Raw genomic sequence first — 24,897 nt, 5'->3', positions numbered from 1 at the left:
GAGATCGACACTAGGAGCGGGACGAGCATGCAGGAAGCGAAGATTCGGCATCTGTGGTATGCGTATCCCGCATGGACATCTCCAGCGCGGGACTGCGGGTCCTGCGGCAGATCGCCGAGTCCGGCAGCTTCACCGCGGCAGCTGCCCGGCTCGGATACACGCAGTCGGCCGTCTCCCGCCAGGCCGCCGCCCTCGAACGCAGCGTCAGTACCACCCTGTTCGAACGCCGCCCGGACGGGGTACGGCTCACTCCCGCCGGCTTGACCCTGCTGCGGCACGCCCACACAGTCCTCGCCTCGCTCGCGGCGGCCGAGCGTGAGCTCACCGGGACCGTCCCACGGACCGAACCTGTACGGCTCGGGGCAGTCCTGAGCGCGGGTTCGGCGATCCTGCCCGCCGCACTCGCACACCTAGCGGCGGCCGACCCGCAGATCACGGTCACCACCCGCGAGGGCACCACGCCCATCCTGATCCGGGCGCTGCGCGCGGGCTCGCTCGACCTCGCCGTGCTGACATCCCGCCCACCCCACCGGCCCTTCGACGGCGACTCGCCGCGTCTGCACCTCGAGGCCGTCGCGGACACCGAACTGGTCGTGGCGGTGCCTTCGACCGGAAAGTTCGCCGGGCGCACCACGGTGCACGTCGACGAGCTGGTCGACGCCGCTTGGATCGCCACCCCGTCATCAGGCGGTGAGCCGCTGCTCGGCGTCTGGCCCGGCCTGCCCGGACGGCCGCGCATCATCCACTCCGCGCGCGACTGGCTGACCAAACTCCAGCTGGTCGCCGGCGGCTTCGGCGTGACCACAGTGCCCTTCCCCCTCTCACCGGTACTGCCGCCGGGGGTAAGCCTGCTGCGCGTCGACGGCGCACCCCCCGAGATCCGTCGTGTGCTCGTGGCACGCCTCGGCGGCCACCCCACTCCGGCGGTCACGGCCGTCACCCGAGCGATCGCTGCGACCGTCTGAACCGCCGTCACCGCCGGCCTGTTCTTCGCGGTACTGACGCCCGGCTCCGCCGCCGTCACGGCTTGGCATCACGTGCATGACGGTCCAACCTGCGGATACGCGAGCGAGCTGGTCCGGGCTCGCAGCCCGGGGCGAGCTGCTGCAGCGAACTCCAGGTGCTCCACGCTGTCCGCGGCTTCGCCTGAGCAGTTACCTGGACAGGTCGAGGGGAATCCGGACCGCTGTCCTCACAAGGCGAAGCGGCTCGAAACCTGTGCCGTTCAGAAACGCGTCGCTGCTGGTCAGGCTGCGTATCCGTACTCGTTGATAACGCCGCCGAGCACTCGGGTGCGGAGGAGTCGGCGCGCGGCCAGGTCGGTCGGGGGCGCTGGGTGCTTGTGGGCGAGGGGTGGAAGCTGTCCCCGGGCCTGGTGCGGGCGATGACGGTTGTAGTGCCGGGCGTAGGCGTCCAGGGCCTGTCGGGCGTGGGCCTCGCTGCATATCAGCAGGTGGTCGAGGACCTCGCGCCGCAGGGTGCCGATGACCCGTTCGCAGTGCGCGTTCATCCGAGGAGCTCGCGGCGTGGTCCTCACGACCTCGATGTCGTCGGCCGCGAAGACTACATCGAAGGACTCCGTGTACTTCGCGTCCCGGTCGCGGAGCAGGAAACGCAGCGAGTCGGCCCGCACACCCAACTCGATGGCCAGGTTTCTTGCCTGCTGCACCGTCCAGGGCCCGGTGGGATGGGCGGTCACGCCGGCGATGTGCAGGCGGCGCGTGCCGTGCTCGAGGAAGACCAACGCGTACACCCGGCGCAGGTCGACGAGATCGATGTGCACGAAGTCGCAGGCGATGATGCCCTTGGCCTGCGCGGTCAGGAACTCACGCCATGTCGGCCCGCCGCGGCGCGGGGCGGGATCGATTCCGGCCGCCGTCAGGATCTTCCAGACCGTCGTGGCGCCGATCGAATGCCCCAGACGAACGAGTTCACCTTGGATCCGACGGCATCCCCACCGCGGATTCTCCCGGGCCAGCCGCAGCACCAACGCCTTCACCGCGCTCGCGGTCGGCGGCCTGCCCGGCCTGCTCCGACGCTTGCTGTAGTCCCACTTGCGCACGATAAGTCTGCGGTGCCACGCCAGCACAGTTGCAGGCGTCACCGGGAAAACGCGCGCCCACCGACGTCGCGGGATCAGCGCAGACAACGCCGCGAACCACAGCCGGTCTGCCGGCGCATATCGCACCGGTCCCTTGAGCTGCCTGCGCAGCACCGCGTTCTCATGCCGCAACACCAGCAATTCAGCATCCTTTGCCGCACGTCGGCGTAGCAGCACCGCCGGGACCGACAGCAGCTTCCGCGCCACGTGATACACCAGTGAGACGAGCATCCAGACAGGGTTCCAGGAGCTCATAGTGGCGCGCCAGACCCACTCCGAACAACAGCGATGAGTTTCCGAACGGCACAGGGTATCGCCGCATCCACGGCGAACTCCTCGTTCCTGGGATCAAGGTGGCCGCCTCCACCGTCCGGGAGATCCTCCAGGAGGGTGGGATCGACCCCGGCACCGGAGCGCGCTTCCAGCACGTGGGCAAACTTCCCGCGCTCCCGGGCCGACGCCCTGCCGGCGTGCGACTTCCTGGAGACGGTCACACCGTCTGGGGCGCGCCTGTAGGTGTTCGCGGTGATCGAGCATGCCGGCCGCCGGATCCGGATCCTCGGCGCCACTGCGCACCCCACCGCATCCCGGGTGACGCACGTCGCGAAGAATCCCGTCAGGGACCTCGAAGACGCCGGCTGCCGGGTCAGGTTCCTGATCCGGGACCGGGACGGGAACTTTCCCGCCCTGTTCGACACCGTCCTCAACGATGCAGGGATCGAGGCAGTACTCAGCGCAGTACGGATGCCGCGCATGAACTCGATCATGGAACGGTGGGTGCAGACCTGCCGGCGCGAGCTGCTGGACCGCACCCTGATCCGGAACCAGCGACACCTGCTCCACGCACTACGCGAGCTCGAAGACTTCTACCACTCCCACCGGTCCCGTCAAGGCATCGCCAACGCCCGCCCGCCACGCCCCTTGCCGAGGCCGATCAGCGATCCGGAGCAGATCATCCACCTCGACATACGACGCCCCCAACGACTCGGCGGCATCCTCCACGAGTATCGACATGCCGCCTGAACTGGGCGGATGAGCTTTTCGGCAGGCGCAGATGATCAGGCTGGTTTGTCGAGCACCAGGGCGACGTAGCCCGTGCAGCGTCCTACGGAGCAGTGGGCGTCGACACTGGCGAGGGTGTGCCGCCAGTCCTGTTCGCTGAACTCGCGCAAGTCGGGCCAGCGCAGGCACAGCAGTTCCCGGCCGGCCTGGTTCGTCGCCATGCGTGTCAGGAGAGCGCCGAGACGGGAGAAGCCTTCGATCACCGGACGGGTCCAGTCGACGGTGCGCCGTATGACGAACCCCGTCTCCTCCGCGTGCCTCAGGTAACGCCTCAGGGGCTCGAACTCGTCGAACTGCCACGCCTCGCGTACGAGGCCCAGTGGATCGAGCTGCTGGATCATCGACGGATCGTCCGTGTTCCAGACGAAGTCGACCAGGACGAACCTTCCGCCGGGGCGCAGTACCCGGAAGGCTTCGGCCAACAGAGCGCGGCGGTCGGCAGGAGAGAGGTGGAAGGCCGCCTCCAGGCAGAGCACCCGGTCGAACGAGCCGTTCGTGGCACGGATGCCCTCTGCCTGCGGCAGGGCGGTGACATCGGCCACGGCGAAGGTGGCGCGGACGGCGTCGCCGTACCGGGCGCGAGCCTGTGCGATCTGGTCGGCGGTGATGTCGACCCCTACGGCGTCACAGCCCGCGGCAGCCAGCCGGGCGGTGGTGTGGCCGCGTCCGCAGCAGGCGTCCAGCACCCGGTGTCCCGGACTGGCTTGCAGGAGTGCCAGGCTCCTGGTCTCGAGCCGTCGTTGAAACCAAGCCAGCCCACCGACGATCCCGGGGAGGGTCGGAAGGGTGTGGTAACCGAGGTTGACCAGCGCGCCCCAGCCCAGGTGCCGGCACAACCGGAACAGTGGATTGGCATCGCCGTAGGACGCTGCAAGGCGGTCCTGGCCCATTGAGTTCCTTCCTGTGTGTTCCAGGCGGCTCGCAGTACCCAGGAACGCAGGGGCAAGCAGGCGTGCCGGACCGCGCCCACGCACGGTACAGAACAGGTGCTTACCTGCGAAGGCGGCAGTGTGCCAGCGGTTCTGCCTGAATATCAGCACAACGAGTGGTGCCGTTCCCGTGGCCTCGTCCCACCGCTTTCCACGTGAGAACGTGGGCCAGCATCAGGGGCGAGAGCGGGGGGTACGGTGCGGGTGGCGTTGACCGGTGCCACGGGTTTCCTTGGCCTTCGACTTCTGCACGAGCTGTTGCGCCGTCACCCGTCGGTCACAGTGCTCGCGCGCGGGGAGCCCGACCGCGTACGGGAGCGGATCACCCGAGGCCTCGGCCGGTTCGCCCCCGGCCTCACCGGCCTCGCCGACCGCGTCCAGGTGGTGTCCGCCCGGATCACCGAACCTGGCCTCGCCCTGCCGAAGAGTGACTACCAGGAACTGGCGGACTCGCTGGACGCGATCTGGCACTGCGCCGGGAACACCACACTCGACGGTGACCTGGCCACGCTGCGCGAGGTGAACGTGGAAGGCACCCGGTACGTCCTCGACCTGGCCGGGGCCGGACGCCGTACCCCCGTGGTGTTCCACGTCTCCACGGCGTTCGTGGCCGGTGCGCGTCGGACCGGGGTGGTGTACGAGGACGAACTGACCGATGCCTACGGCTTCGAAGGCACCTACGAACGGTCCAAGTTCGAGGCGGAACAGGTGGTGCACGCGTGGGCGAGGGCCACCGGCCGGCCGGTGGTGATCTTCCGGCCAAGCGTCCTGACCACCGGTCTGCCGCCCCACCCGGATCTCCCGGAACACCCGTTGCTGAACATCACGCGGAACCTGTCCGGCATCGCACGGAGCCAGCTCGGCCCCGGCCGGACACCGGACGTGCTCCTCCCCCGGACCAACCGCTTCCGGATCCTGGGGCGGCCGGACGGACAACTCAACCTGATGCCGGTGGAATCCGCCGCCGCCGTGATGGCCCGGCTCGCCGACCTGCCTCCCCCCGACGAGGTGGAGACCTACCACGTCGTACACGGCCAGGAGACACCGGTCGTCGTGTTCGGCAGACTGCTGGAGCAACTCTCCGGGGTCCGTATCGCAGTCGTGCCGGAGCTCCCCGACCCCTCGCCGTACGAGTCGGTCCTTTCACTGGTCAGGGGGGTGTTCTGCTATCTGCGGCACCACCGTCGGTACGACGACTCCCGGGTGAGGGCCAGACTCGGACCGGCGGGCGTCCCGGAACACATCAGCCTGGAGTACCTGCTGTCCGGGCTCCCACCCCGAACGGAGGCTGCCCCGGTTGACCTGGCACCGCGTCGCTGAACTGCTGTGGCCCGCTTCGAGACGGCGGGTCGACTCCTGGGGCCGTTCCCCGGCCGTCCCCGTGTCGCGTCCCCGGGCGTGTTCCTCCGTGCCCGGCAGTGCGGCCACCCGGGAGGTGTGGGACTTGGCGAGCCCGCCCGCTGTCTGTCGTGCCGCCGCGGACGGTCGCCACAGGGCAGTCGGCCCAACCGGGAACGGGTACGGGCCGGCCGGAGGACCTACGCCCACACCGACGCCGCGTCCGAGAGGAGCCGACCGGTGAACACCACTCTGTCCGAGGCGCCCGGACGCACCGCCGGCGTGCCCCAGGTCTGCTGGCGGCCCGACTCGGAGCCGGCCGCGTTCGACCCGGCCGGGATCTCCGCCTGCGCGGCCCGGATCCGTGAGCCTTTGTACGTGGTAGGCGGCGGATCCGGGTACGGGTTGGCCGTGGGCGGGACGCTCGGGCCCGGCGGGGGCCACCCGCTCGTCGGGCTGGCCCCACCGGTGTACCCGGAGTGGCTTGGCGACCGAGGCTTCGCCGAGGCACACGGAACACGGTTTCCCTACGTGGCCGGGGAGATGGCCAACGGGATCGCCACCACCCAGATGGTGACGGAGCTGGCCGGAGCCCGGCTCATGGGCTTCTTCGGCGCCGCCGGACTCGCCCCCGACCGGGTGGAACAGGCGGTGACGGAGCTGACCGCGGCGTTGGGCGACGCGCCCAACTGGGGCGTCAACCTGATCCACTCACCCGGCGAGCCCCGACTGGAGTCGCAGGTCGCCGACCTCCTGCTGCGTCACCGTGTACGCCGGATCTCGGCCTCCGCGTTCATGGACCTGACGCCCGCCGTCGTCCGCTGCGCGGCGGCCGGACTGCGGCGGGACGCCGACGGCCGGGTGGTCAGGGACACCTGTCTGTTCGCCAAGGTGTCCCGTCGTGAGGTGGCCGAGAAGTTCATGTCGCCCGCACCGGAGGCGCTGTTGGACGCGCTGGTCCGGGACGGGGCTCTCACCGCCGAGCAGGGCCGGCTGGCCCGCCTGGTCCCGGTCGCCGAGGACGTGACCGTCGAGGCCGACAGCGGCGGTCACACCGACAGCCGTCCGCTGTCCGTGATCCTGCCCGAGCTGCTGGCGCTCCGGGACACCCTGGTGACCAGGTACGGCTTCCTCCGCCCGATCCGGGTCGGTGCCGCGGGTGGTCTGGGCACCCCCGGCGCGGTGGCCGGTGCCTTCGCACTCGGCGCGGCCTACGTGATGACCGGATCGGTCAATCAACTGGCAGCAGAGTCCGGGGTGTCCGCGGACGCGCGGGAGCTGCTGGCCGGAGCCGGCGTCACCGACGTGGCCATGGCCCCGGCCGCGGACATGTTCGAGCAGGGCATTCAGGTCCAGGTGTTGACGAGGGGCACCCTGTTCGCGGCGCGCGCCAAGCGACTGTACGACGTCTACCGACGTCACCGGTCCCTGGCGGAGATCCCCGCCGACACGCGGCACAGACTGGAGAACGAAGTGTTCGGCGCGGACCTGGACGCGATCTGGGCGGACACCGAACGGTTCTGGCTACGGCGCGACCCCGGACAGCTGGCCAGAGCCGAACGCGACCCCAAGCACCGGATGGCCCTGGTATTCCGGTGGTACGTGGGCAACGCCAGCCGATGGGCGATCGAGGGCCGGCCGGAGCGCCGCACCGACTACCAGTTGTGGGCCGGTCCCTCGCTCGGCGCGTTCAACAACTGGGCCCGGGGCAGCCTGCTTGCCGATCCGTCCCGGCGCACCGTCACGCAGATCGCCTTGAATCTGCTGGAGGGCGCCGCCGTGATCACTCGCGCGCACCAGCTGCGTACCTTCGGGCTTTCCATACCGGACTCCGCCCTGACGTTCCGTCCCCGCAAACTCGCCTGACCCCTGCAGGAGTGTCCGCGCAGATGAGAGCAGAACGTGCCCAGGTTCCCGTCGCGGTGGTCGGTCTCGCCGCGTTCACCCCAGGCTCCCGAGACGTGGCGGGGTTCTGGCGGAACGTCCTCGCCGGCCGGGATCTCATGACCGACGTACCGGTGGAGCGTTGGTCACCGGCCGACCACTACGACCCTGACCCGTTCGCTCCGGACAAGACCTACGTGCGGAGGGGCGCGTTCCTGCCCGACTTCGAGTTCGATCCGTTGGCGTACGGAATCCCGCCGAGCGACCTTGCGGCCACCGACACCGCCCAGCTGCTGGCCATGATGGCCGCGGGTGACCTGCTGGCCGACTGCGGCCTCGGGCAGATGACCGCACAACAGCGGGAACGGGTCGGGGTGGTGCTGGGCACAAGCGGCCTGGCCATGGGGTTCGAGGTGTCAGCGCGGCTCTCCCGGCCGGTGTGGAGAAGGGAACTCCTCGCCTCCGGTCTCGACCCGGCCGCGGCCGACGAGATCTGCGACCGGATCAGTGCCAACTTCCCGGCCTGGACCGAGGCGACCTTCCCCGGTCTGCTCGGCAACGTGGTGTCCGGCAGGATCGCCAACCGGTACGACCTGCACGGCGTCAACCACGTGACCGACGCCGCGTGTGCCTCGTCGCTGGCCGCGCTCTCCACCGGACTGGGTGAGCTCGCCCTCGACAGCTGCGACCTGGTGATCTGCGGCGGCGTGGACGTGTTGAACGACATCACCATGTACGTGTGCTTCTCGAAGACTCCGGCGCTCTCTCCGACGGAGGACTGCCGGCCGTTCGCGGCCGACGCCGACGGCACCATGCTCGGCGAGGCCGTGGTCATGTTCGCGCTGAAGCGGCTGGCCGACGCCGAACGCGACGGGGACCGGATCTACGCGGTGATCCGGGGCCTCGGCGCAGCGTCGGACGGCCGGAGCAAGGCCATCTACGCGCCGCTGGCCGCCGGCCAGGAACGGGCGCTGCGCCGGGCGTACGACGTGGCCGGGTACGGCCCGGAGAGCGTGGAACTCGTCGAGGCGCACGGCACCGGCACCAAGGCCGGTGACGCCGCCGAGTTCGCCGCGCTGAGGGAGGTGTTCCAGGCTGAAGGACGCCCTGACCGGCAGTGGTGCGCCTTGGGCTCGGCCAAGTCCCAGTTCGGGCACACCAAGTCCTCCGCCGGCGCCGTCGGAATGCTGAAGGCCGTACTCGCCCTGCACCACCGGGTGTTGCCTCCGACCATCAAGGTGGGGCGGCCCAACCCCGAACTTGAGTTCACCGATTCCCCCTTCTATCTGAACACCGCCACCCGGCCCTGGATCAGCGGCGACGGTCGGCCGCGCCGCGCCGGCGTGTCGAGCTTCGGTTTCGGAGGCACCAACTTCCACGTCACGCTGGAGGAATACGTTCCCGCCAGGGGCGGCCGACGAGCCTGGCACCTCCCGGCGGCCCCCGGCGAACTCGTCCTGTTCAGCGCGCCCTCCCCCGGCGCACTGGCCGAACTGATCCGCCGGCCCCGGCCCGACCGGCCGTTGGCGGCGATCGCGCGGGAGTGTCAGGCGGCGTTCAGGACCGAACACCGGGCGAGGCTGGCCGTGGTGGCCGACGACGCCACCGATCTGGCGGGGCGGCTGGACGCGCTGGCGGTCCGGGTGGAGGCCGGGGTGCCGTTCTCTGCGCCCCGGGCGCACTTCGCCACCGGTGATCCCGCCCCCGGCCGGGTCGCTTTCCTCTTCCCCGGCCAGGGCGCGCAGTACGTGGGCATGGGCGCCGAACTCGCCGTTCACCACAGGGCGGCCCGGGATGCCTGGGACGCGGTCGCGGCAGTCCTCCCGGTGCACCGGGAGGTGTTCCCGCCCCCCGTGTTCAGCGAGGAGGACCGTGCCTCGCTGGAGGCGGCACTGACCGCCACCGAGGTCGCTCAGCCGGCGCTGGCCGCGCACAGCCTGGCCCTGCTGGCCGTGCTGTCGGATCTGAAGCTGACGCCTGACTGCGTGGCAGGGCACAGCTTCGGTGAACTGGTCGCCCTGCACGCGGCGGGCTCCTTCGACGCCCCCACCCTGGTCCGGCTGGCCCGGCGGCGGGGGGAGCTGATGCGGGACGCGGCCACCACCGCCGGGGGGATGCTCGCGGTGAACGCGCCGCTGGAGCGCATCGAGGAGCTGACGGAGCAGGTGGACGGGGTGTGGGTCGCCCACCACAACGCGCCCCGGCAGGTCGTCCTGGCCGGCACGGACCAGGCATTGACCGCCGTGGAGGCCCGGTGCGCCGCGACCGGCGTGGTCACCCGCCGGCTGAACGCCGCCGCCGCGTTCCACAGTCCCCTGGTCGCCGACGCCACCGAGCCGTTCACCCGTTTCCTTGCCGACCTCACGGTCCACCGGCCGGCACGGACGGTGTACGCGGGAGCCGATGCGGCCCCGTACCGGCGCGAACCGGCGGCGGTGCGGCGCGGCATCGCCGCCCAACTGGCCGCGCCGGCGCGGTTCGGCGACATGGTGGAGGCGATGTACGAGGACGGGGTGCGCACCTTCGTCGAGGTCGGGCCCGGCACCACCCTGACCGGGCTGACCGGTGAGGTACTCGGTGACCGTGAGCACGCGGCGATCAGCCTCGACCGGCGCGGAAGCCACGGGTTGGCCGCGTTCTACGACGGGCTGGGGCGGGCCGCGGTGCGCGGGGTCGCCATGGACCTGTCCGCGCTGTGGGAGGGGCACAAGCCCGTGCCCGAGCCGGCTCGTGAGGAGAAGCCACGGATGACGGTCCTGATCAACGGCGGCAACCACCGCGATGACCATCGTGGCGGACGTGCCACTCCCGCAGCTCCGGGACCGGTGGCGTCGCCCGACGGGGCGCCGGGGCGGCCGGGGTCGGTGGTGCCGCCCGCGGCGGTGTCGGAGGCGACACCACCGGTCCCGGGCCCCGGCACCGCGCGGCCCGCCCCGGGCCCGATGCCGGCGGCGCAATTGTCGGTCCAGCCGGTGGCCTGGTCGGCGCCGGTGTCCTCGGCCGGCCCGTCCCCGAAACCGGTCCCGGATCTCGCCGAGCCGGCCGGGCCCGGCACGCAGGCACCGCTGATCCCCGGCCAGGTGGCCACGGACAGGCCCGGAGACATCCGGCCGGGCACGCCGGCTCCCGTGGCCACCCCGAGCGTCCGGTCCACCGGCTCGGCCCACCCCGCTCCGCCGACGGAATGGTTGCGGCTCCTGGCCGAGGCCCAGCGGCAGAGCGCGGAGGCGCATGCCACGTACCAACGGGTGACCGCTGAGAACCACCAGCTCTACCTGCGGACGGCGCATGCCTCGATGGAAGCCCTGCTCGGCGCCGCCGGTGTCCGTCTCCCCGCCGTCGGCGTGGACGACCCGCAGCCATGGCCCGTCGCAGAGGTCGCGGTGGGTGCCACCGGCGCGCAGGTCGTGCCCTCCGGTCAACCGGTCCACGCCCCCGTGCCGTCAGGTACGGTCCCCGGCTCTGGCCAGCCCTTCCGTTCCGGTTCGGGCGGCGACAGGGATGAGGCGACATCGGCTGTGCCGGCGCCACCCCCGCAGGCCACCGTCGTGCCGTCGCCCGTGGAGGCCCCGGCGCCCGGGCTGATGCTGCTCGGGCCGCAACCGGACGCGTTGCGGCCGGACGGGCTGCCGCTGGACGGGCTGCCGCTGGACGCCGAGTCGATCGGCGCGCTGCTGCTGGAGGTGGTCGCCGAGCGCACCGGCTACCCGGCGGACATCATCAACCTCGACATGGAACTCGAGGCCGACCTGGGCATCGACTCCATCAAGAAGGTCGAAGTGCTCTCCCGGGTCCGCCAACGTGTGGGTGAACTGCCCGCAGCCGACCTGTCCGAGCTGGCGTCCTTGCGCACGCTGCGGGAGATCTCGGTCAAGGTCGCCCAGCTGGCGGGACAGATCGATGAGGCCGGCGACCAGGCGTCCGCCGGTCCGTCGCCGGTGTCCCCGAAGCCTCCCGGGACCTCCGCCCCCGGATCCCCCGAGGACGTGGACTCCGAGCCCGCCGCCGGTCCGGAAGCCACCGATGCCCCCGCCGCCGAAGTCCCCACCGCCACCAACCGTCCGGAGCCGGTCCGCCTGGCGGTACGCGCCCTGCCGCTGGCGCCGGCCGGGCTGGCCCTGGCCGGTCTGCGCGACCGGGAGCTCCTCGTGCTCGACGACTCCACCCGGGTGGGTCATTTGCTGGTCGAGGAACTCGCGGCCCACGGTGTGCCGGCCCGGCTCGTCACCGGTCTTCCGGCCGAGGCACGGTCGGTGATCCTGCTGGACAAGGGCGACGACCCGCCGGCCGCCTTCGCGGCGGTCCGGGGGCTGGCCGACCGGCTCAGCTCGGCCGGCGGCCTCCTGGTCACCGTGCAGGACACCGGGGGCGACTTCGGGCTGAGCGGAAACGGCGGCCGGCCGGTCCATGGTGGTCTGGACGCACTGGCCAGGACCGCCGCCCGGGAGTGGCCCCTGGCCACGGTGAAGGCCATCGACTGCGCACGCACCGGGCGCAGTGACAAGCAGGTCGCTGCCGCGATCGCCGCCGAGCTCACCGCGGGCGGGCCGTCGATCACGGTCGGTCTCCCCGCCGACGGAAGCCGGACGGTTCCGCTGGCGTGCCCCGTCGCACCCGGCCCCGTCGAACCCCGGGCCGATGCCGACTCGGTGATCGTGGTCACCGGCGGCGCACGCGGCGTCACCGCGTCGGCGATCCGCGAACTCGCGGCCGCCCACCGGCCCAGACTGGTGCTCCTCGGCCGTACCGCACTGGCCGAGGAGCCCGCGGGGCTGGCCGGGGCCACCGACGAGGCGGGCCTGATCCGGCTGCTCGCCACCGGCCCCCGCCAGGCCCCACCAGCCGAACTCGCCGCCGAGGCGCGGCGCGTGCTGGCCGTACGTGAGGTCCGGCAGACCCTGCGGGCCCTGGAGGATGCGGGCTCGCCGACGCGCTACCTGTCCGTGGACACCCGGGACGAGGTGGTCCTGCGCGACGCCCTGGCCGAGGTACGCCGGGACTGGGGCCCGATCACCGGGGTGGTGCACGGCGCCGGGGTGATCGCCGACCGGTTGATCGGTGCCAAGACCGACGAACAGTTCGCCCTGGTGTACTCCACCAAGGTGGACGGGCTGCGCGCCCTGCTGGCCGCCACCGCCGACGACCCGCTCTCCCTGCTCGTGGCGTTCACCTCGGCCTCCGGAGTGTTCGGCAGCCCGGGGCAGGCCGACTACGCGATGGCCAACACCGCCGTCGACCACCTGCTCTCCGCGTACGCCGCCGCCCATCCCGGTTGCCTGACACGCTCTGTGGCCTGGGGTCCTTGGGACGGCGGCATGGTCACCCGGACGATCGCGGAACGGTTCCGCGCCGCCGGGGTCGAGCTGATCGAACCGGCTGCCGGAGCGCGCGCGTTCGTCGCCGAACTCGCCGACCCCGGCGGGCCCACCCGGGTGCTGCGCGCCGCCGGGGACCTGGCTCCCGACGTCCTTGCCGGGCAGGGACCGGTCGCCGAACTGACCCTCGCCTGGCCGCAGTACGCGCTGCTGGACGACCACCGGATCGACGGGGCACCGGTGGTTCCGGTCGCCGTCCTGGTGCACTGGTTCACCGGGCTGGCCCGGTCCTGGCGGCCGGACACCGGCCCGTTGGTCCTCCACGACCTGCGGGTACTGCGCAGGATCGAACTGCAGGAACCGGGCGAGAGGCTCGTGCTGCGCGGCCGGACGAGGACGGACGGGTCCGCACGGCGCGGCGGTCTCACCGTCGAACTGGGCGCCGTGGGGGCCAAGTACGCCGGCACGGTGGTCGCCGACGGCCCGCCGCCGGACCCGCACCGCTGGCGGACGCCGGAAGGCCTCGAAGAGGTCCCCGAACCGTACGACGGACCGGCGCTCTTCCACGGCCCGGTGTTCCAGGTCCTGGACCAGGTCCGGCTCGGCGCCGACGGGGGTGTGGCCGCGCTCCGCCCCGGGGACGTCGAGCCCTGGCTGGCCGTGCCCTGGACGGTGGACGTCGCCGCGCTCGACGGCGCCCTCCAACTCGCCGTCGGCTGGACGTTGCGGGCCGGTGTCGGGGCGGCGCTGCCGATGTCGATCCGGGAGTGCCGGATCCACCGGGCGGGGACCGACTGGGGAGCCGCGCGCGTCGTCGTCTCGGCACGACGGACCGACGGGATGTCCGCCGAGTGCGACGCGGCCGTCCTATCCGAGGACGGCGCCGTGCTGGCCGAGCTGCTCGGGGTGGAGCTGATCCGCCGGCCCGACCCGACCGAGGGCTGACGCGGATGCGTTCTTTGGAGGCGACTCCTCGGCAGGCGCCGTTCTTCGAACCGGTCGCGATCGTCGGGCGCGGCTGTGTACTGCCCGGTGCGCTCGACCCGGACATCTTCTGGGCCCAGATCGCCGCAGGCCGTTCCGCCCTGTCACCGGTGCCCGACGGACGCTGGCGGGTGCCGCTGGCACGGGTGTCGGGTGCACCTGGTGACACCGATCGGATCTGGACCGACATCGGAGGCTACGTCCACGGCTTCGACGAGGCGTTCGACCCGACCGGGTTCGAGCTGCCCCCGGCCGAGATCGCCCCACTGGACCGGGTGTTCCGCTGGGTCCTGCACGCCGGCCGGCAGGCGTTGGACGAGGCGGGCCGGCCCGATCTCGGCCGCGCGGGGCTGGTCCTGGGCAACCTGGCGTACCCGACCACGGCCATGGCCCGTTACGCCGAGCACGTGTGGCTGTCCGGTCGGGGGCGGCCGGGGCCGAGCGACGACTTCCGCCCCGATCCCCTGAACCGGTTCGGGGCCGGTCTCCCCGCCCATCTGGCCGTTCGCGCGCTCGGCCTCGGCGCCGGCGGTCATGCCCTGGACGCCGCCTGCGCCTCCTCCCTGTACGCGGTGAAAGCCGGCTGCGACCGGCTGCGGGACGGGGACGCCGACCTCGTGCTGGCCGGGGCGGTGGCCGCCGCCGACAGCCTCTACATCCATCAGGGGTTCTGCGCGCTGACCGCGATGAGCCGGTCGGGCCGTAGCCGTCCCTTCCACCGGGAGGCGGACGGACTGGTGCCCGCCGAGGGCGCGGTGCTGTTCGCACTGGCCCGGCTCGATGACGCACTCGCCCAGGGCATGCCGGTCCTGGGCGTGATCCGAGGCATCGGGCTGAGCAACGACGGCGTGGGCGGTGGCCTACTGGCCCCGGACCGGGCCGGTCAGGAGCGCGCCGTGCGCGCCGCCTACGCCTCGGCCGGGATCGCACCGGAGACTGTTTCACTGGTCGAGTGCCACGCGCCGGGCACCCCGAGCGGGGACGTGACCGAGGCACTGGTGATGCGTGAGGTGTTCGCTGATGCGGTGGACCTGCCGATCGGTTCGGTCAAGTCCAACCTGGGACACCCGCTCGCGGCGGCCGGCGGTGCCGGTCTGCTGAAGGTTCTCGGTGCGTTGCGTGCCCGGGTGCGGCCGCCGTCCCTGCACGCGGACGCGCCGTTGGACGTGCTCGCCGGAACGCCGCTGCGACTGCTGCGGGAGGCCGAGGAGTGGCGCGGGCGGCGCAGGGCAGCGGTCAGCGCGTTCGGATTCGGCGGCGCCAACGCGCATGTGGTCGTCGATGCCTGGGAGCCCGGTCGGGCCGCATCCCCCGCTGCCCTCTCCCCCCGCCCTGTTTCCAGCCGGCCACGGGTGGACCAGCGGGTGGCGATCGTGGCGATCGGTGCACGGGCCGGGTCGGGGACCGGCTACCGGGACCTGTGTCACGCGGTCCTGGAAGGCGCGCCCAGCCTTGGCCCCCGGCGCTCCATCGAGGTCGCGCTGGCCGGGCTGCGGTTCCCTCCGGCCGATCTGGCCGAGGCGTTGCCGCAGCAGGTCCTTGCCTTGGAGGCGGCCCGGGAAGCCGCCTCCGCGACCCGGCTGCCGCCCGACCGGACGATGGTCCTGATCGGCATGGGCACGGACCCCGAGGCGGCGCGTCCCGGTGCCCGCTGGCGTGCGCCGGGCTGGGACACCGCCTCCGGCCTGCCCGCTCCGGTGCCGGACTGGCCGGACGCCTTCCGCGCTCCGCTGCTCCCGGAAACCGTGCCGGGCACCATGCCCAACCTGGTGGCCCACCGGATCAACGCCCAACTGGACCTGCGCGGCCCCAGCCATGTGGTCTGCGCGGAGCAGGCGTCCGGCCTGGTCGCCCTGGATCTGGGGGCGCGGGCGCTGCGGGCGGGGGAGGCGGACGCGGTGCTCGCCGGCGCGGTCGACCTGTCCCATGAGCCCGTGCACCTGGCGGCGCTGGGCGCGCTGGGAGATCACCGGCCCGGTGGTGACGTGGCCGTCGTCCTGGTGTTGAAACGCCTGACCGACGCCGAGCAGGACGGCGACCAGGTCATCGCGTTGCTCGACCACGCGACGGCCCGGACGGCCCCCGCCGACCTGCTGGTCGGCGACGCGGACGCCGGAGGCACGGACGGGACCCACCGGATCCGGGATCACGAGGTCCCGCCCGATCGTGACGGCGACAAGATCGACAGGGGCCGGGCGGGGAACCAGGAGGACGGGGACGACCGGGACGTGACCGGAGGGGACGGCGAGCCGTCCGGCCGGCCGCCCACGCCCCGCGTCACCGCCCGGTACGACCACAGCGAACTGTTCGGGACGGCCCATGCCGCGCACGGCGCGCTCGCCGTGGCGGTGGCCGCGATCGCGGTCCACCACCAGGCGGTGCCACGGTCGGGTGCGGCCGCGCTGCCCGCCGACGCGCCCCTGACCGCCTGCGCCCGGGTGACGCCCCTGGGCGCCTCCCCGATGTCGGTCCGCCTGCGCCCGGCCGGCCCGCCGCTGCCGTGGTCCTCGATCGCGCCCCGCTGTCACGTGTTCTCCGGCGCCGATCGGGCCGAGGTGCTGGCCGCACTGGCCGACGGACGGGAGTCCGACACCGGTCCCGCTCGCCTCGTGGTGGTGGTCGACCAGGTCTCCGAGACGCTGCGCGAACGGCTGGCGGTCGCACGCCACTGGTTGACGTCCGGCGGGCCCCGCCCGGACCGGATCGCCTACCAGGACGCCCCCACGAGCGGGGAGATGGCTTTCGTCTTCCCCAGCGGCCAGGCGAGCTATCCCGGGTGCGGGGCGGAACTACGACTCGCCCTGCGCGCCCCCCGCACCGAGGAAGCCGCCCGGCCCGTCCCGGTGCCGGAGCCCCGGCACCCCACCGGCACCGACCCGGTCCCGGTCGTGACGCGGATCCGGGACACCACCGAACTCGCCGCCCTGCACGGCGAGATCACCCAGAGCCTGCTGGGGCTGCGGCCGGACGCGGCGATCGGCTTCTCCTCCGGGGAGTCCACCGCACTGATCGTGCTCGGGGCGTGGCCCGACGCGGCCGGCCTGTACCAGGCGGTCTCCGACAGCGACGTTTTCCGGTTCGACCTGTCCGGGGAGTTCCGCGCGGCGCACCGGTTCTGGCGCGGACACGGCCAGGAACGGGGGCGTTGGGCCGAGTACCTGGTGCACGCGACCCCAGCCGACGTGCGCGCCGCCCTGGCAGGCGAACCACTGGCACACCTGCTCGCCGTCGACTCGCCCGACACGTGCGTGATCGGCGGACTGGACGCGGCCTGCCGACGCGTGCTGGACCGGATCGGCCCCGGGCTCCCGATGGCCGACGGGTACCAGATGGTGGCGCACGCCCCCGAGGCGAACCAGGTCGCGGCCGCATTTCGCGCCCTGCACCGCCGGCCGACCAGTCCCACGCCGGGCATCCGCTATTACAGCGCGGCCACCGGCGAGCCGTACCCGGTCGATCCGGACCACGTCGCGGACGCGCTGCTCACCCAGATGACCAGCACGCTCGACTACCCGAAGGTGGTCGAGCGGGCCTGGACGGACGGGGTGCGCGTGCTGATCGAGCATGGCCCGCAGAGCGGGCGCACCCGGTCGATCCGCCGGATCCTGGCGGACCGGGACCACCTGGCGGTGGCGCTCGATGTGCCGGGACGGGGAGTGCGGCAGCTGTGCGACGCGGTCGCCGAACTCGTCGCCGCCGGGGTCTGCCCTGATCCCGCGCCGCTGTTCGACCGGCTCACAGCGGCCGCCAGGCTGCCGGCTGATCCGGGGAGGACGATCACCCTGCCGGCGCACCCGCCCGCGATCCGGCTGCCCGGAACAGATCATCCGGAGCAGCGGATGGAACCTGCGCCGCTATCGCCTCCGGCGACGGTACCGACGAAACCGGTCGGCGCGCCGGCCGGTCCCGGTACGGCGGTCTCCTCTGATGCCCAGGGCTCGGCCTCGCCGCGTGCCAGGGCTGTACCCGTCGCACGAGCCGCGTCGATCGGCCCGGTGACCGCTGCGGACCACCCGGTGCCGCCCCTTGCCGCTGCGAACCGCCGGGCGCCGGCCGTGGCCGCTGCCGACGATCCGGTGCCGGCACTTGCCGCCGCCCACCACGCCCGTCTCGCCGTCGCCCAGCGGGAGTTCCTGGAACGGCAGGGCCAGGCTCACGCGGCGTTCCTCCGCACCCGGCAGCTGGTGATCGGCTCGGTCACCGCCGTGACGGCCGGCGGTGACCGAGCCCTGTCCCCCGCCCCGGATCCCGCGCACCTGCCGCAGGCCATCGAGCCCGCGCCGGTGACGATCCCGTCACCGGGCTCTCCGCCCCTGCCGTGGCGACCGGCAGTACCGGAGCGGCCCACGCGGGGACTGTCGCTGCCCCTGGACCGTGCCCGGCTGGAGTACCTGGCGCACGGGCGGATCTCCGACGTCTTCGGTCCCGCCTTCCGCGCGCAGGACTACAAGCGACGGCAGACCCGGTTGCCGCGCCCCCCGATGCTCCTGGTGGACCGGGTCACCCGGCTCGACGCGGAACCCGGTTCGATGTCCACCGGCACGGTTCACACAGAGACCTACGTCGCCCCGGACGCCTGGTACCTGGATCCGGCCGGCCGGATGCCCGCGGGCCTGTTCATCGAGGCCGGCCAGGCCGACCTGCTGCTGATCAGCTGGCTCGGGGTGGACCTGCTCGACCACGGCGACCGGGTCTACCGGTTGCTGGGCTGCGAGGTGACGTACCACGGACCGCGGCCGGCCGTCGGGGAGACGCTGCGGTACGAGATCCACGTCGAGGGCCATGCCGAGCACGACGGCGTGCGGCTGTTCTTCTTCCGCAGCGACTGCTACGTCGGTGAGGAGCTGCGGCTGTCGGTACGCCAGGGCCAGGCCGGTTACTTCACCGACGCGGAACTCGCCGGTTCGCAAGGAGTGCGCTGGAGCCCAAAACCGTCACCGGCAGGGGCGGTCGACCCGCCCGTTGTTCCTCCGGCCGCCACCGCTTTCGGTCCCGACGCCGTACGCGCCTTCGCCGAGGGCCGACCGGCGGACTGTTTCGGCCCCGGCTGGGATGTGTCGCGCGCCCATGTGCGTACCCCGACTCCCGGGGAGGGTCGGCTGTGGCTGCTGGACGAGGTGAGCGAACTCGATCCCGCCGGGGGCCCCTGGGGTCGTGGCTACCTGCGTGCGGAGAGCGAGGTCCGGCCTGACGACTGGTTCTTCGACGGCCACTTCCACAACGATCCCTGCATGCCTGGCACGCTCATGTTCGAGGGCTGCGTGCAGGCGATGGCGTTCTATCTGGCCGCGCTGGGCTTCACACTTGACCGGGACGGCTGGCGGTTCGAGCCGGTGTCCGACGAGTCCTACCGGATGCGCTGCCGGGGGCAGGTCACCCCCCAGAGCCGTCGGGTCCGCTACGAGGTGTTCGTCAGCGGACTGTCGTCCCATCCCCGGCCCACGCTCCGTGCCGACCTGCTCTGCACGGTGGACGGCCTGCCCGCTTTCCACGCCTCCGGGGTGGGGCTGGCACTGGTCCCGGACTGGCCCCTGGAGTACTGGCGGTGGCTGGGGCCGCCCGCCGTTCAGACCAGTGGGGCACCGGTGCCGCTGCCGGTGCTCGGTGGCCTGCGCGGTCTGTGCCCCGACCCGGCGGCGGCCACTCTCGCCGGACGGAGCGCGGACTTCCCGCTGATGCTGGCCGCAGCCTGGGGCCGGCCCAGCGCGTTCGGCACCCGTGGAACCCAGTTCGACGGCGGCAAGCGCTGCGCTCGACTGCCGGGCCCGCCCTACCTGTTCGTCACCCGCATCGTCGACGCCGGCCTCGAACCGGACCGGCCGCGCCCGGGTTCCTGGCTGGTCGCCGAGTACGACGTACCGGAACAGGCCTGGTACTTCGAGGAAAACGGGACCCGGGTGATGCCGTTCGCGGTGCTCAACGAGGTGGTCCTGCAACCGTGCGGGATGGCCGCGAGCCTGCTCGTGCCGCAGCCACCGGACGCCCCCGAACTGTTCTTCCGCAACCTGCAGGGGAACGGCACCGTCCTGCGGGACATCCCGGCCGGGACCCGCACCCTGCGCACCAGGGTCGAGGTGGGGGACCTCTCGCAGTTCGACGGCGTCACCCTCGTCCCGTTCGAGGTCTCCTGCGAGGCGGTCGACGAGACCGGCGCCCTGCTGCCGGTCATGGAACTGTCCACGCAGTTCGGGTACTTCCCGGTGGCCTCGTTCGCCCGGCAGCCCGGATTGCCCCCCACCGCCACCGAACGCGCCCGGCTGGCCGAACCCTGCGACCGGGTGGTGGAGCTGCGGCATCGTCAAGAACGCTACGGCTCCGCTTCCCTGCGGCTGCCTGGACCGATGCTGCTGATGCTGGACCGGGTCACCGGGTACTGGCCCGATGCCGGACGGGCGGGACTTGGCCGGCTGCGCGCCGAGCGCAAGGTCGACGCCGGGGACTGGTACTTCCGCGCCCATTTCTTCACCGACCCGGTGCAACCCGGATCCCTCGGCCTCGAAGGTGTGGTCCAGCTGCTCCAGTGGTACCTCCTCGAACGCGACGCCGGCACCGGGCTGACCGCCCCACGCTTCGAGTCCGTGGCCGTCGGTCACGAGGTGCGCTGGCTCTACCGGGGCCAGGTGGTGCCGAGCGACGGGCTGGTCACGTTCGAGGCCGAGATCACCGAGTACGGGACCGACGCGCGCGGCCGATACGTATGTGCCGAGGCTTGGCTGTGGGTCGACGGACGTCGCATCTACCACCTGCCCCGCATCGGGGTCCGGGTGGTCGACGGCCATCCGGCCGTGCGGGAGCTGGAGCTGGATCCGGCAGTGGACACCTGGCTGGACGACCACCGGCCCAACTTCGTGGTTCCCGCGGTGCCCCTGATGACCACGGTGGATCAACTCGCCACCGCCGCGGCCAGGCTGACCGGTCAGCCGGTCGTCGGCCTGCGCGAGGTTCAGCTGCACCGCTGGCTTCCCCTGCCCGGCCCCGTGCGGATCCGTACCGACGCCGAACCGGCGGCCGGGGAAGGGACCGCGGTTCGTCTCTCCGTCTGGCGGGAGGCCGGTGAACTGTCCGGGTACGAGGTGGTCGGCGAGGCCACCGTACTGACCGGAACCGTGCCGGGGCCTCCCCCGGCCCTGTTTCCTCCGCTCCCCGACGGCCGGCCGCAGCCGGACCCGTACGAGGCCGCGGAGCTGTTCCACGGCCCGGCGCTGCAGTACCTGACCTCACTGACCGTGGGCTCCACCGGCTCCAGCGCGGTGCTCGACGCCGGACGGGGCACCACGCCGTTCGGCCAGCTGGGGCAGGGGCTGCTCGACGGTTTCCTGCACGCCATCCCGTCCCAGTCGCTCTGGCGGTGGATTCCTGGCCTGTCCCAGGACCTGGTCGGCTTCCCCCACCGGTTGCCCTGGCTGGACCTGTACGAGCCGCTGCCGACCAGCGGTGAGCTGCGGGTCGAGGCCCGGTTCGCCGGCTTCGACCAGGGGCACCACCTGCTGCCGGTGATCGACGTCCAGGCCCAGATCGGCACCCGGGTCGTGGCGCGCCTGAGGCTGGTGGAGATCCTGGTGCGCCTGCCGGGAATCGAAGGGGTGCCGCTGCGGGACCGCAGGGCCTTCGCGACGGGCCTCCGGTATGTCCTCACCGCCAGTCTGTCCAGCACCCGGGACGGGATCACCACACTCTCCGTCGACACGGTCCGCCGGTTCGACACCCTGCCGGGCACCACCTCACGGATCTACCGGCTTCCGGCCGGTCTTCCGCTACTCGAACGCAGCACGCGCATCGCCGTCAAGGAGCACGTGTCCGGCCTGGCCAGGGCCCATCCCGGACAAATCGAGGTGGCAGCCGACCTGCGCTCGGCCTGGGTGGCCGGTGCCCCCGGCACGGTCTGGCCGGTGCGGGTCGAACACGGAGCGGACGTGGTGGTGGTGCGTTGCCCTCTCCCCGACCGAGATGCCTGGCCCGGGGACCGGTACGGTGCCGGCTCCCGCCAAGTGGACCGGCCGTAGGTACCTCTGAGGGGCGCTGTCACATTATTGGGTGCGTGGGTCTCTGGCGGCGCGTCGGGGCGTGGGGAGGGGCCGGGTTCCGGGCCGGTGCTCAGGCCTTGGCGGGCTGGCCGGCGGCGCCGGTGATCTGGTCCCGGATGGCGAAGCGGATGGTCATCTCGGCTCGGTAGCCGGTGGCGGTCATCAGGTGGCGGCGGGGCCGGAGGTGGGGTGGGATGCCGCTGAACGCGGCCGGGAACCGCTGGGTTCCGCCGACGCTACGGAAGCCTTTCGTGGCGCGTTCGCGCTGCCGGGTGGGCTGGTGGCTGTTCTCGGCCCGGTTGTTCAAGCCTTTGTGCGAGCGGTGCTCGTCCGAGGGCATGACCTCGCGGTGGGCCGCATCGTAGGAACGCAGCTTGTCGGTGATTACCGCCCGCGGCACCGCACCGGTCCTCTTCAGCAGCCTGTGGAAGAAGCGCCGGGCCGCGGCCTTGTCCCGGCGGTTCTGCATGAGGATGTCCAGCACGGTGCCGTCCTGGTCCACGGCCCGCCACAGGTACTTCCGCTCTCCGTTGATCCTGACGAAGACCTCGTCCGGATGCTGTCGGTGGCCCGGTTGACCGTTATACCGGGGATGTGGACGAGTTCCCGACCATGGTTGACCGGCAGGGCGATCAGCAGGCCGGGCTCGCCGCCGGTCATGTCCAGCGCCCAGGTCGTCTTACCGCCGTCGGCGAGGTCCAGGACATCACCGATCAGCTTCAACAGCTCCGGCTCGTCGTTGGCCACCCGACGCGACAGCAGCGTGTCGCCCTCGCTGTCCAGGACCAGGCAGTGGTGGTGGGTCTTGCCGCAGTCGATCCCCGCCCATATCCGGCTCATCGTGCTCCATTCGGTCGTACTTGCCTTGCGTACCACGGACGACCTCGCCGGCATTGCTCTACACAGCGACTTGTCCGCACTTCCCAATCGGCGGCCGAGTCGTCGTGGGGAGCCGGGCGGCCCAGCATCTGAAGCCACGAACGGCAGCCACTTGTCAGCCACACCCCACTCCCCTGGGTGTCCTCACCCTACGAACGGGAGAACCAACCCGTTCAAGAAGGTAGAGCCACTTGTCCCCGGGCCGAGGCTGTCTGCGGCGCAGCGTGCCTGCGTAGGTCTGTCCGAACTTGGCGCACCACTGCCGGACCGTCTCATGGGAGACGACCACGCCGCGGGCGAGCATGAGCTCCTCGACCTCGCGAAAGCTGAGCGGGAAGCGGTGGTACAACCACGCGCAGTGCGCGATGATCTCCGCCGGGTACCGGAACCCCTTGTACGACGGCGCCATGGCGTCCCCTCCCGGTGCCCAACGACCCGAGAATCGTCCCAGGGACTCAGCCCGCCAACCAGGTTGACAACACCCCTCGTCCAGACCATCCGACGCGGTCTCCACCACATCCGGTACGCAGCCACCTCATAGACGGCTGCCTCACCGAGACAGGACTGACCACCAGCCCCTGATCGCCGAAGACGACATCACGAGTTCAACCTCAGTAACTCATCCGGTCGACAACCTCGCAGAGCTTGCCGGCAGAGGTGATCTCCGTCAGGTAGCCGCGCAGTGCGGCCACTCGACGCTCAGCCTCGTCCATCAATTCGTAAGCGGTCTTGGCCCAGTCGTCAGGCTGGGGATCAGGGGGCAAGTCGGCGAGCAGTTCTGCGATCTCGCGAACGGTCAAGCCGACGCCCTGGGCCAACTTGGCCACCTTGATCCGACACGCCGCCGACTGATCAAAAACCCGGTGGTTGACGCTGGTTCGTTCTGCCTCGATCACGCCGTACCGCTCATAGAAGCGCACTGCCGAAGTGGCAACTCCTGACTCCCGAGCGACGTCGCCAACAGTCAAACCCGCTTCGCGTGGACCAGCGGTCGGCGGCGCATCAGTCAGATCCCTGGTGTCTGCCATGACAGCACTCTCCCACCACCGAGGCCTTGCCTTCAACAAATGTTTAACATCCAGAGTGGAAGCATGACCGATCAGCAGAACCAAGCCCGAGCGATGCGGCCAACACACGCTGCCACTCACCATGACGATGCCAAAGCCCGAATCGACAGCTGGTGGCGGTTGCCCACGGCAGCAGAGGCGGACAAAGCCGCTCGCGGCGCACTGGAGGCGATGCCCTGGTCCGACGGGCTGATCCAGTTCTCGGTGCTTCACTCGCCTGCAGAACCGACGCTGTTCCTCCAATCGCTGTGGACCACCGCCGCCGCACGCGACCACTACGTTCACCACGTCGCGTCGATCCCTCGCGCGGCGATCGACGACCGGGTCCCCAATATCGAGCGGGATCGGTCGCTGACCGAGATTGTCGCTGTGGTTGCGCACGTCGACACGGTCGCTGAGAAGTGGATAACACGGCGGCTTCCCGCCACGGACGACGCGGGCGTCCAAGCGCTGGTGAAACAGCAGACAGCCCGGCTGCGCGGCGAAAAAACGCCAGGTCTGGTCCGCGCCACGCTCGGAGTCGGCCGCGACGAGGACGGAAATCCGACCGAGGTCATCGTCATCGAAGAATGGGCTGACTCGACTCACTCGGACGCTCTTGGTTATGAGCCGTTCGGCGCCATCACTCCGACGATCTAGCGAGCTCGTGCACGGTAGGCGGTGAGGCGTCGAGAATCGCGGCGGGGCTCGGCGTTCACATCGGTCGTGCCGAGGTCAGGTCCGCGGTCTGCTGGTGGGACAGCAGGCCGGCGACGGCCTGGACGGTGCAGCTCATGTGTTCGCGGCGGCCGAGGTGGCGGTCAGGGCCCGCCAGTTTTTCAAGTGGGCGATGCCGTGTTCGACCCGGATCCCCCTCGAGGAGTGCGCCTTGCGCTGCCGCTCGTACATCTCCTCGTACCAGTCAGGAGCGTTCTTCTTGAACTTGCGGTGCGGTGGTGTGATCACCCGGCCGCCGGTCTGCGCGCCCAGGCCCTGGTAGCCGGCGTCGGCGAGGATCTCCACCGCGGGCCCGTCAGCCAGGAGCTTGACCAGCCCGAGCTGGCGGGCGTGGGCGATGTCCGCGCAGCTGCCGGGCCTGGTCGAGCTGCAGAACAGCACCCGGCCGTCGCCGTCCGTGACGACCATGGTCTTGACCGCGTTCTGCTTGTTCTTGCCGGAGATGAACTCCTCCCGGTCCTTGCGCCCGGCGGCCGGCCGGCGGACCCGTCGTACAAGGGGTACCGGTACCCGGTCGAGGTGATCGCGCACTGCGTGTGGCTGTACTTCCGCTTCCCGCTCAGCTTCCGCGAGGTCGAGGAGCTGATGCTCGAGCGC

The 24,897-nt window shown here is 71.7% G+C and carries 11 protein-coding genes and 3 pseudogenes; 7 read left to right on the top strand and 7 right to left on the bottom strand.

Features of this window, described 5'->3' with window-relative positions:
* Positions 1 to 71 precede the first annotated feature (71 nt).
* Positions 72 to 965: a LysR family transcriptional regulator gene (locus tag AB0A94_RS35615; RefSeq protein ID WP_361750757.1), complete on the top strand. Its 894-nt coding sequence runs from the start codon at positions 72 to 74 to the stop codon at positions 963 to 965.
* Positions 966 to 1,246: 281 nt separating this feature from the next.
* Here the strand turns inward: AB0A94_RS35615 and AB0A94_RS35610 are convergent, their stop codons facing one another.
* On the bottom strand, positions 1,247 to 2,332 hold the full coding sequence (locus tag AB0A94_RS35610; protein ID WP_361750755.1) for an integrase core domain-containing protein: 1,086 nt from the start codon (positions 2,330 to 2,332) through the stop codon (positions 1,247 to 1,249).
* Positions 2,333 to 2,626: 294 nt separating this feature from the next.
* On the opposite strand from AB0A94_RS35610, the gene AB0A94_RS35605 reads away from it, so the two are divergent.
* Positions 2,627 to 3,124, top strand: coding sequence for an integrase (locus AB0A94_RS35605; RefSeq protein WP_361750753.1), 498 nt, complete (start codon positions 2,627 to 2,629; stop codon positions 3,122 to 3,124).
* A 35-nt stretch (positions 3,125 to 3,159) separates the two neighbouring features.
* Here AB0A94_RS35605 and AB0A94_RS35600 read toward each other — a convergent pair whose 3' ends face one another.
* A complete protein-coding gene (locus AB0A94_RS35600) occupies positions 3,160 to 4,053 on the bottom strand; it encodes a class I SAM-dependent methyltransferase (protein ID WP_361750751.1) in 894 nt (297 codons plus the stop codon).
* Between the two features lie 243 nt (positions 4,054 to 4,296).
* Here AB0A94_RS35600 and AB0A94_RS35595 point away from each other — a divergent pair, with 243 nt between their 5' ends.
* The 4 genes from AB0A94_RS35595 (at position 4,297) to AB0A94_RS35580 (ending at position 21,616) form a co-directional block, all read left to right on the top strand.
* The gene (locus AB0A94_RS35595; RefSeq protein ID WP_361750749.1) at positions 4,297 to 5,412 is read left to right on the top strand and encodes an SDR family oxidoreductase; all 1,116 of its coding nucleotides are present in this window, start codon (positions 4,297 to 4,299) and stop codon (positions 5,410 to 5,412) included.
* A gap of 258 nt (positions 5,413 to 5,670) precedes the next feature.
* Entirely contained in the window at positions 5,671 to 7,296 is a 1,626-nt protein-coding gene (locus tag AB0A94_RS35590) for a PfaD family polyunsaturated fatty acid/polyketide biosynthesis protein (protein ID WP_361750747.1), read from the top strand.
* Between the two features lie 23 nt (positions 7,297 to 7,319).
* Complete coding sequence (locus tag AB0A94_RS35585) at positions 7,320 to 13,574, top strand: SDR family NAD(P)-dependent oxidoreductase (protein ID WP_361750746.1); 6,255 nt, start codon at positions 7,320 to 7,322, stop codon at positions 13,572 to 13,574.
* Between the two features lie 5 nt (positions 13,575 to 13,579).
* Positions 13,580 to 21,616, top strand: a complete 8,037-nt coding sequence (locus AB0A94_RS35580; RefSeq protein WP_361750745.1) for a beta-ketoacyl synthase N-terminal-like domain-containing protein — start codon at positions 13,580 to 13,582, stop codon at positions 21,614 to 21,616.
* Between the two features lie 91 nt (positions 21,617 to 21,707).
* Here the strand turns inward: AB0A94_RS35580 and AB0A94_RS35575 are convergent.
* The 4 genes and pseudogenes from AB0A94_RS35575 to AB0A94_RS35560 all read right to left on the bottom strand — a co-directional run.
* Positions 21,708 to 22,196, bottom strand: a pseudogene (locus AB0A94_RS35575) (DDE-type integrase/transposase/recombinase); the annotation flags it as partial.
* Between the two features lie 2 nt (positions 22,197 to 22,198).
* Positions 22,199 to 22,477: pseudogene (locus AB0A94_RS35570) on the bottom strand (transposase); the annotation flags it as partial.
* Positions 22,478 to 22,721: 244 nt separating this feature from the next.
* Positions 22,722 to 22,925: pseudogene (locus AB0A94_RS35565) on the bottom strand (IS6 family transposase); the annotation flags it as partial.
* A 202-nt stretch (positions 22,926 to 23,127) separates the two neighbouring features.
* Entirely contained in the window at positions 23,128 to 23,544 is a 417-nt protein-coding gene (locus AB0A94_RS35560) for a MerR family transcriptional regulator (RefSeq protein ID WP_361750744.1), read from the bottom strand.
* Between the two features lie 63 nt (positions 23,545 to 23,607).
* Between AB0A94_RS35560 and AB0A94_RS35555 the strand changes: the two genes are divergently transcribed.
* Complete coding sequence (locus AB0A94_RS35555; protein ID WP_361750743.1) at positions 23,608 to 24,222, top strand: hypothetical protein; 615 nt, start codon at positions 23,608 to 23,610, stop codon at positions 24,220 to 24,222.
* A gap of 132 nt (positions 24,223 to 24,354) precedes the next feature.
* On the opposite strand, the gene AB0A94_RS35550 is transcribed toward AB0A94_RS35555, so the two are convergent.
* The gene (locus AB0A94_RS35550) at positions 24,355 to 24,744 is read right to left on the bottom strand and encodes a transposase family protein (protein ID WP_361750774.1); all 390 of its coding nucleotides are present in this window, start codon (positions 24,742 to 24,744) and stop codon (positions 24,355 to 24,357) included.
* Between the last annotated feature and the right edge of the window lie 153 nt (positions 24,745 to 24,897).

It is taken from the genome of Streptomyces sp. NPDC044984 (genome assembly GCF_040646935.1).
Lineage (GTDB): Bacteria > Actinomycetota > Actinomycetes > Streptomycetales > Streptomycetaceae > Streptomyces.
This window is presented reverse-complemented; position numbering and strand designations above follow the sequence as displayed.

Excerpts from the sequence above, each read along its gene's own strand:
- AB0A94_RS35615 (WP_361750757.1), top strand. The coding sequence starts at position 72 with ATGGACATCTCCAGCGCGGGACTGCGGGTCCTGCGGCAGATCGCCGAG.
- AB0A94_RS35610 (WP_361750755.1), bottom strand. The coding sequence starts at position 2,332 with ATGCTCGTCTCACTGGTGTATCACGTGGCGCGGAAGCTGCTGTCGGTC.
- AB0A94_RS35600 (WP_361750751.1), bottom strand. The coding sequence starts at position 4,053 with ATGGGCCAGGACCGCCTTGCAGCGTCCTACGGCGATGCCAATCCACTG.
- AB0A94_RS35585 (WP_361750746.1), top strand. The coding sequence starts at position 7,320 with ATGAGAGCAGAACGTGCCCAGGTTCCCGTCGCGGTGGTCGGTCTCGCC.
- AB0A94_RS35580 (WP_361750745.1), top strand. The coding sequence starts at position 13,580 with ATGCGTTCTTTGGAGGCGACTCCTCGGCAGGCGCCGTTCTTCGAACCG.
- AB0A94_RS35560 (WP_361750744.1), bottom strand. The coding sequence starts at position 23,544 with ATGGCAGACACCAGGGATCTGACTGATGCGCCGCCGACCGCTGGTCCA.
- AB0A94_RS35555 (WP_361750743.1), top strand. The coding sequence starts at position 23,608 with ATGACCGATCAGCAGAACCAAGCCCGAGCGATGCGGCCAACACACGCT.